The organism is Cellulosimicrobium sp. CpK407, assembly GCF_051844275.1.
Lineage (GTDB): Bacteria > Actinomycetota > Actinomycetes > Actinomycetales > Cellulomonadaceae > Cellulosimicrobium > Cellulosimicrobium cellulans_G.
On record NZ_JBGNYC010000004.1, the window covers coordinates 160,120 to 167,723 of the forward strand.

Consider the following 7,604-nt stretch of genomic DNA (forward strand, 5'->3'; position numbering starts at 1 on the left):
CGGGACCCGCAGAGGCGTGGTCCCGGGCCCGTCCGTGCGCTCAGGTCAGGCGGACGGGGTCGATGATGTCGGCGAGGATGAGGAGGGCGCCGACGCCGACGAGGACGACGAACATGACGTACGCGACGGGCATCATGCGGGCGAGGTCCGCGGGGCCGGGGCGCGGGAGGCCGCGGACCCGGGCGACCGTGCGCTTGGCCCCCTCGTAGAGGGCGTTGACGACGTGCCCGCCGTCGAGCGGCAGCAGCGGGATGAGGTTGAAGACGAACAGGGCCACGTTGAGCGCGGCGAGCAGCATGAGCATCGTGACGACGCGGTCGAGGACCGGGCTCTCGGCACCTGCCACGTCCACCGCGACACGGCCGACGCCGACGACGCTCATCACGGAGTCCTGGCCGCGGGGCGCGTCGGTGAACGCGGCCTGGGCGGCCTCGTAGACCTTCACGGGCAGGGTGACGATGATCCCCGCCGTGCCGCTCACCTGCTGCCACGTGGCCTCGGCCGCGACGCCGATCCCCGTGGGCTGCCGCTCCACCGTCGGGGTGAAGCCGACGAAGCCGGCGGGCTCGGTCACCGGGTCGCCGGACTCGTCCACGACGGGCGTCCCGTCCTCGGCGACGACCTGGCGCTCCACGTCGACGGGCGTGATGGTGAGGTCGACCTGCTCGCCGTCGCGCTCGACGACGACGGGCGTCGCCTGGCCGGCGGAGCCGCGGATCATCCCCGAGAGCTGGTCCCAGGAGGTGACCTCCGTGCCGTCGAACGACACCACGGTGTCGCCCGGCTCCAGTCCGGCGGCGGCCGCCGGCGACGGGTCGGCCGTGGCCGCGCACTCCTCCTGCTCGGTCGCGACGACCGACGGGACGCACGCGGACACGGACCCGACCGTCGTCGTGACGGCGGGCAGGCCGATGCCGACGCACACGATCGCCATGAGCACGAACGCGATGAGGAGGTTCATGAAGGGACCGCCGAGCATGACGACGACCTTCTTGGGCGCGGAGAGGTTGTAGAAGGCCCGGTGCTCCTCGCCGGGCCGGATCTCCTCGGTGCTCGCGTCGCGGGCGTCGGCGACGACCTGCGAGAAGAAGCCGTTCCCCCGCGGGCGCGCACCGGCGGGCGCGGGCGGGTACATGCCGACGAGGCGGACGTAGCCGCCGAGCGGGATCGCCTTGAACCCGTACTCGGTCTCGCCCCGGGTGCGCGACCACAGGGTCGGGCCGAACCCGACCATGTACTGGCTCACGCGGACGCCGAACCTCTTCGCGGGCACCATGTGCCCGACCTCGTGCAGCGCGATCGAGACGACGATCCCGACCACGATCACGAGGATGCCGATCAGCGTCGCCATCTGTCCCTCTGCTCCTTCTCGGCCCGGGCGCTCGACGCGACCGGACGGTTGCTCGTCACCGGCGGTCCAGGATCTCGCGCGCGCGGGCGCGCGCCCAGGCCTCGGCCTCCGCCACGTCGTCCAACGTCACGGCGTCCGCGGAGGTTCCGTCGTGCGCCGCGAGCACACGCTCGACGGTCGTCACGATGTCACCGAAACCTGCGCGTCCGCTGAGGAAGGCCGCGACGGCCTCCTCGTTGGCGGCGTTGTAGACCGCCGGGTGGGTCGCGCTCGCCGCGACGGCGGCGCGCGCGAGGCTCACCGCGGGGAACGCGGCGTCGTCGAGGGGCTCGAACGTCCACGACGTCGCGGCCGTCCAGTCGCACGGCGGGGTCACGGGGTCGAGCCGCTCGGGCCACGACAGCCCGAGCGCGATGGGCAGGCGCATGTCGGGGGGCGACGCCTGCGCGATCGTCGAGCCGTCGACGAACTCGACCATCGAGTGCACCACGGACTGCGGGTGGACGACGACCGTGATGTCGTCGGCGGGGACGTCGAACAGCAGGTGCGCCTCGATGAGCTCGAGGCCCTTGTTCATGAGGCTCGCGGAGTTCACGGTGACGACCGGACCCATGGCCCACGTGGGGTGCGCGAGCGCCTGCTCGACCGTCGCCGCCTTGACCGCGTCCGCGTCCCACCCGCGGAAGGGCCCGCCGGAGGCGGTCAGGATCAGGCGGCGCACCTCGGCCCGCGTCCCGGACCGCAGGCACTGCGCGATGGCCGAGTGCTCGGAGTCGACGGGCACGATCTGGTCGGCGTGCTGCTGCGCCGCGCGCACCAGGGCACCCCCGGCGACGAGCGACTCCTTGTTCGCGAGGGCCAGCGTGGACCCGGCGCGCAGCGCGGCGAGCGTCGGGCCGAGCCCGACGGAACCCGTGACGCCGTTGAGGACGACGTCGCTCCCCCGGGCGGCGAGCGCAGCGGCGGCGTCGGGCCCGGCGAGCACCTCGGGGACGTCCGCACGTCCGGCGAAGGCGCGCGCCAGCGCCTCGCCCAGCGCCGTGGCGCGCGACGCGTCGGCGACGCCGACCGCGCGCACGCCCAGCGTCGCGGCCTGGCGCGCGAGCAGCTCCACGTCTCCGCCGCCCGCCGAGAGCGCGTCGACGCGGAACCGGTCGGGGTGGGCCTGGACGACGTCGATCGCCTGCGTGCCGATCGACCCGGTCGAGCCGAGGATCGTCACGGTGCGGAGGGCGGGGGCGGGTCCGTCGGGCATGGTTCCCATCCTCCCAGGCCGCGGGCGGTGCGTGCGCACGGCGTGTCCCGACGCGTCAGCGCGGGGCCGTCCACTCGAGCGTGTACCGGAAGAAGAGCCGACGGCGCACGCGCACCCCGGGCAGGTGCGCCCGGGCCGTGCGCGCGATCTCGTCGACGGTGTGCCGCGAGTCCCGGACCGGCATGCCCGGGGCGTCCGTCCCGGGATCCCCGGGCCGGGCTCGGCGCGGGTGCTTGACGAGGCCCACGAGGGGGTTGAGGAGCGCCGACGGGACGTCGACCGCGAGGTCGCGCGCCGACACCACGCGCGCGAGGCCGACGACGAGCAGCCGCCCGCCCGGGGCGAGGAGGCTGCGGGCGTGCGCGAGTCCGTCGTCGAGGTCGAGATGGTGCAGCACCGCGACCATCGTCACCGCGTCGTAGCCCCCGCCCACCCGGGCGTCCGGGCCGGTGGGGCGTTCCCGAGGACCGGGCTCGCCGGGTGAGCGGACGTCGTCGGGCGAGCGGACGTCGTCGAACCCGAGCTGCCGGACGGTCACGGCGGGGTCGGCGGCGAGGCGCGCCAGAGCCTGGGCGACCATGCCCGCGTCGGCGTCGATCCCGTGGACCTCGGGAGCCCGGCCGCGCAGCCGGCCGAGCAGCACGCCGGCCCCGCAGCCCACGTCGAGCACGACCCGGGCGCCGCGCGGCACCCGGCGCACGACCCAGCCGTGGAAGTGCTCGTTGTGGTTCCACGGGTGCCGGTCGTTGGCCGCCTTCAGCCACGAGGCGGCGCGGCGCACCAGCGGGTTCGCGGACGTCCGCGGATCGAGGCTCACGCGCGTCGGGTCCTGATGCGTCGTCACTCGACGCCGAGCAGGACCTCGATGGCGCGGGCGAAGAACGCGTCGACCGGACCCTCCGCGTACCCGTCGCGACCCCGCGCACGGCCGAACGTCGCGGAGCGGATCTCCGCCGCGGTGATCGGCACCTGACGGTCGAAGTAGGCGACGAGCCGGTCGCACAGGTCGTCCACGTCGTCGATGTCGTACGCAGGCTTGCCGCGCTCCGCGAGCGCGAACTTCTCACCGTCCGGGCGGCCCAGGCGGCCGTAGAGCGACCGGGCGCGCTCGGCGAGCGCGTTCATCCAGGCCTGCTGGCCGTGGGCGGCGACGTACTCGGCGCGCTGGCGCGCGATGAACGCACCCTCGAGGCGGTCCAGCGCCGCGTCGACCTCGTGCGTGTCGTACCCCCCACGGACCAGGTCGAAGACCGAGGCCTGGATCTCGGTGCTGGTCAGCCGCTCCTGCACCCGGCCCTCGTACACGTCGCGGGCGTGCTCGAAGAAGTCGTCGACCTCCTCGGGGTCGTACCCGTTCCGGGTCTTGCCGACCGTGGTGAACAGCGAACTCACTCGTCCTCCTCTGCCGCGAGCTGCCCGCAGGCACCGTCGATGTCGCTGCCGCGGGTGTCACGGATCGTCGTCGGGATCCCGTGACCGCGCAATCGTGCCACGAACTCCGCCTCGACGGCAGGGTCGCTGGCCGTCCAGATCGAGCCGGGCGTCGGGTTGAGCGGGATCGGGTTGACGTGCACCCAGCCGCGACCCCGGGCGTTGAGCTTCTCGCCGAGCAGGTCGGCACGCCACGCGTGGTCGTTCATGTCCTTGATGAGCGCGTACTCGATGCTCACGCGCCGTCCGGTGACCTCGAAGTAGTGCCGCGCCGCGTCGAGCGTCTCGTCGACGCTCCACCGCGTGTTGATCGGCACGAGCTCGCTGCGCAGGTCGTCGTCGGGGGCGTGCAGCGACAGCGCGAGCGTCACCGGGATCCCCTCGTCGGCGAGCTTGCGCATCGCCGGGACGAGGCCGACCGTCGACACCGTGATGTTGCGCGCCGACATGCCGAGCCCGTCCGGGGCCGGCGCCACGAGGCGTCGGACCGTGCCCATGACGGCCTTGTAGTTGGCGAGCGGCTCCCCCATGCCCATGAACACGAGGTTGTTGAGCCGGGTCGGGCCGCCGGGGATCTCCCCGTCCGCGAGCGACCGGGCGGCGGAGCGCACCTGCTCGACGATCTCGGCGACGGAGAGGTTGCGCGTGAGGCCGAGCTGCCCCGTCGCGCAGAACGGGCACGCCATGCCGCAGCCCGCCTGGCTCGACACGCACAGCGTGGAGCGCTGCGGGTACCGCATGAGCACCGACTCGACCTTGGCGCCGTCGAAGAGATGCCACAGCGTCTTGACGGTCGTCCCGCCGTCGGCCTCCATCCGGCGCGCCGCGGTGAGCAGCGGCGGGAAGAGCGCGTCCGTGAGCACGTCGCGCGTCGCCTTCGGCAGGTCCGTCATCGCCTCGGGGTCGCGCGTGAGGTGCGCGTAGTAGTGCGTCGCGAGCTGCTTGGCGCGGAACGGCTTCTCCCCGAGCTCGACGACGACGTCGCGCACCTCCTCGGGCGCGAGGTCGGCGAAGTGGCGCGGCGGCTTGCCGCGCCGGGGCGCGGTCATGACGAGCGGGAGCGGCTTCGACTCCGCGGACGGGCGGACGGAACGGACGGTCATGAGGAGGTCCAAGCGTGGGGGGGTCGTGCGGACGGTTCGCACCGCGGTGCGAGCAGGTCGTCGGACGGCTGTCAGACGGCCAGCGCGAGGAGCACGTACACGAACGGGGCGGTGAGGAGCATGGAGTCGAGCCGGTCCAGGATGCCTCCGTGACCGGGCAGGAGCGACCCCATGTCCTTCAATTCTAGGTCGCGCTTGATCATCGACTCGGCGAGGTCGCCGACCGTCGCCGTGAGCGGGGCGAGGATGCCCAGCGCGACGCCCACGAACGGGCTCGCCCCGAGGCCCACCACGGCCCCGACCACGCCGACCGCCGTCGCGAGCACGAACGAGCCCGCCAGCCCCTCCCAGGACTTCTTGGGGCTCACGGAGGGGGCCAGCGGGTGGCGCCCGAACAGGACGCCGGCGACGTACCCGCCGACGTCGTTCGCGACGGCGAGCAGGATGAAGATCAGGACCCGCACGCGCCCGTCGGGAGCGGCCAGCATGAGCATCACGAAGCCCGCCATGAACGGCAGGTACGCCGCCGCGAACGTGGCCGCCGCGGCGTCGCGCACCGCCGCCGTCCCCGACCCGTCGATGACCCGCCACACGACCGCGCCCGCGACCGTGAGCATGAAGGAGACGAGCAGGGCCTCGGGCCCCGAGTAGTACGAGGACACGAGGATGCCGACCGTGCCCACGAGGAGCGGGAGGAGCGGGAGGTGCAGCTCGCGGCGCTTGAACGCCTGGGCGAGCTCCCACAGCGCGGCGCCGACCGCCACGGTCGCGAGCAGCACGAAGAACTCGGGCCGGAAGGCGAGGCTCGCCGCGACGAGCGCGAGCAGGCCGAGGCCCACCGCGATCGCCACGGGGAGGTTGCGGCCCGCCTGGGGAGCGCGCGCCGCGGAGGTGCTGTCGCCGGCGGCCGTCGAGGAGGTGTCGGTCATCGGTGCGTGGAAGAGCTCGCCGGACGAGGTGCTCAGACCTCGAGCAGCTCGCTCTCCTTGCCCGCGAGGAGCGCGTCCACCTGGTCAACGTGCGCCTTGGTGAGGGCCTCGAGCTCCTTCTCGGCGCGCCCGACCTCGTCCTCGCCGGCCTCGCCGTCGCGCGCGATGCGGTCCAGCTCCTCCTTGGCGCGACGGCGCACGTTGCGGATCGCGACGCGCGAGTCCTCGGCCTTCGCCTTGGCGAGCTTCACGAAGTCACGGCGGCGCTCCTCCGTGAGGGCGGGCAGCACGACCCGGATGACGTTGCCGTCGTTGGAGGGGTTCACGCCGAGGTCGGAGTCGCGCAGCGACTTCTCGACCGCCGTGATCGAGCTCTTGTCGAACGGGGAGACGAGGATCGTGCGCGCCTCGGTCACCGTGAACGACGCGAGCTGCTGCAGCGGCGTCGGCGCGCCGTAGTAGTCGACCGTGATCTTGTTGAACATCGCGGCGTTCGCACGGCCCGTGCGGATCGCGGCGAAGTCCTCCTTGGCCACCTCGACGGCCTTGTCCATCTTCTCCTCGGCCTCGAGGAGGGTCTCGTCGATCACCAGTGCTCCTTCGTCGTTCGTCGGTGGGGTCGTGCGGTGTCCGTCGTCAGTCGGTCGTGACCAGTGTGCCAATATTCTCGCCGACCAGGGCACGCGTGACGTTCCCCGGCTCGCTCATGCCGAAGACGCGCATCCGCACGTCGTTGTCCCGGCACAGGCTCAGCGCCGTCGCGTCCATGACCCCGAGGTCGTTGACGAGCGCGTCGGTGTACGTGAGGTGGTCGAGCTTCGTCGCCGACGGGTCCTTGCGCGGGTCGGCGGTGTAGACGCCGTCCACGCCGTTCTTGCCCATGAGGACCTCCTGGCAGTGCGTCTCGAGGGCGCGCTGCACGGAGACCGTGTCGGTGGAGAAGTAGGGCATGCCGGCGCCGGCGCCGAAGATGACGACGCGGCCCTTCTCGAGGTGGCGGATCGCCCGCAGCGGGATGTACGGCTCGGCGACCTGGCCCATCGTGATGGCGGTCTGCACGCGCGTCTTCACCCCCGCCTGCTCGAGGAAGTCCTGGAGCGCGAGGCAGTTCATGACGGTGCCGAGCATGCCCATGTAGTCGGCACGCGCGCGGTCGAGCCCGCGCTGGGAGAGCTCGGCGCCGCGGAAGAAGTTCCCGCCGCCGACGACGATGGCGACCTGCACGCCCTGGGCGACCGCGTCCGCGATCTCCTGGGCCACGCGCTGGACGACGTCCGGCGCCAGACCGATCTGCCCGCCGCCGAACGTCTCGCCCGACAGCTTGAGGAGCACCCGCCGGTGCTCGGAACCCTCGCGGGGCGTGGTCTGCTCGCCTGCCGTCACTGTCGACACCTGTCCTTCGTCCTGGCCCGGTGGGGTGGGGGGTGGTCCTGCTCCGCCGTCGTCCCACCCGATGGTGCGGCACGACGCCGGTCGTCGCGCGCCCGGAGCCGGGTGCGCGGTGGGGGGGGGGGGGGGGGGGGAGAGGGGGGGGG

The 7,604-nt window shown here is 73.2% G+C and carries 8 protein-coding genes; all 8 read right to left on the reverse strand.

Features of this window, described 5'->3' with window-relative positions; genetic code table 11:
* Positions 1 to 40 precede the first annotated feature (40 nt).
* The 8 genes from ABWU78_RS03515 to pyrH all read right to left on the reverse strand — a co-directional run bounded on the left by ABWU78_RS03515 (position 41) and on the right by pyrH (position 7,461).
* Positions 41 to 1,351 carry a M50 family metallopeptidase gene (locus ABWU78_RS03515; RefSeq protein ID WP_253051289.1) on the reverse strand — a complete coding sequence of 437 codons (1,311 nt, stop codon included), beginning with the start codon at positions 1,349 to 1,351 and terminating at the stop codon, positions 41 to 43.
* A gap of 55 nt (positions 1,352 to 1,406) precedes the next feature.
* Positions 1,407 to 2,606 carry a 1-deoxy-D-xylulose-5-phosphate reductoisomerase gene (gene dxr / locus ABWU78_RS03520; protein WP_353708127.1) on the reverse strand — a complete coding sequence of 400 codons (1,200 nt, stop codon included), beginning with the start codon at positions 2,604 to 2,606 and terminating at the stop codon, positions 1,407 to 1,409.
* A gap of 55 nt (positions 2,607 to 2,661) precedes the next feature.
* Positions 2,662 to 3,423, reverse strand: coding sequence for a class I SAM-dependent methyltransferase (locus ABWU78_RS03525; protein WP_353708126.1), 762 nt, complete (start codon positions 3,421 to 3,423; stop codon positions 2,662 to 2,664).
* Positions 3,424 to 3,446: 23 nt separating this feature from the next.
* A complete protein-coding gene (locus ABWU78_RS03530) occupies positions 3,447 to 3,998 on the reverse strand; it encodes a DivIVA domain-containing protein (protein WP_253051286.1) in 552 nt (183 codons plus the stop codon).
* Positions 3,995 to 5,086: a 23S rRNA (adenine(2503)-C(2))-methyltransferase RlmN gene (rlmN, locus tag ABWU78_RS03535; RefSeq protein ID WP_253051465.1), complete on the reverse strand. Its 1,092-nt coding sequence runs from the start codon at positions 5,084 to 5,086 to the stop codon at positions 3,995 to 3,997. Before rlmN ends, ABWU78_RS03530 begins: the two co-directional genes overlap by 4 nt.
* Positions 5,087 to 5,211: 125 nt before the next feature.
* Positions 5,212 to 6,069 carry a phosphatidate cytidylyltransferase gene (locus ABWU78_RS03540; RefSeq protein ID WP_353708125.1) on the reverse strand — a complete coding sequence of 286 codons (858 nt, stop codon included), beginning with the start codon at positions 6,067 to 6,069 and terminating at the stop codon, positions 5,212 to 5,214.
* 32 nt (positions 6,070 to 6,101) lie between these two features.
* Positions 6,102 to 6,659, reverse strand: a complete 558-nt coding sequence (gene frr / locus ABWU78_RS03545) for a ribosome recycling factor (RefSeq protein ID WP_253051284.1) — start codon at positions 6,657 to 6,659, stop codon at positions 6,102 to 6,104.
* 46 nt (positions 6,660 to 6,705) lie between these two features.
* Positions 6,706 to 7,461, reverse strand: a complete 756-nt coding sequence (gene pyrH / locus ABWU78_RS03550) for a UMP kinase (RefSeq protein ID WP_253051283.1) — start codon at positions 7,459 to 7,461, stop codon at positions 6,706 to 6,708.
* Positions 7,462 to 7,604: the final 143 nt, after the last annotated feature.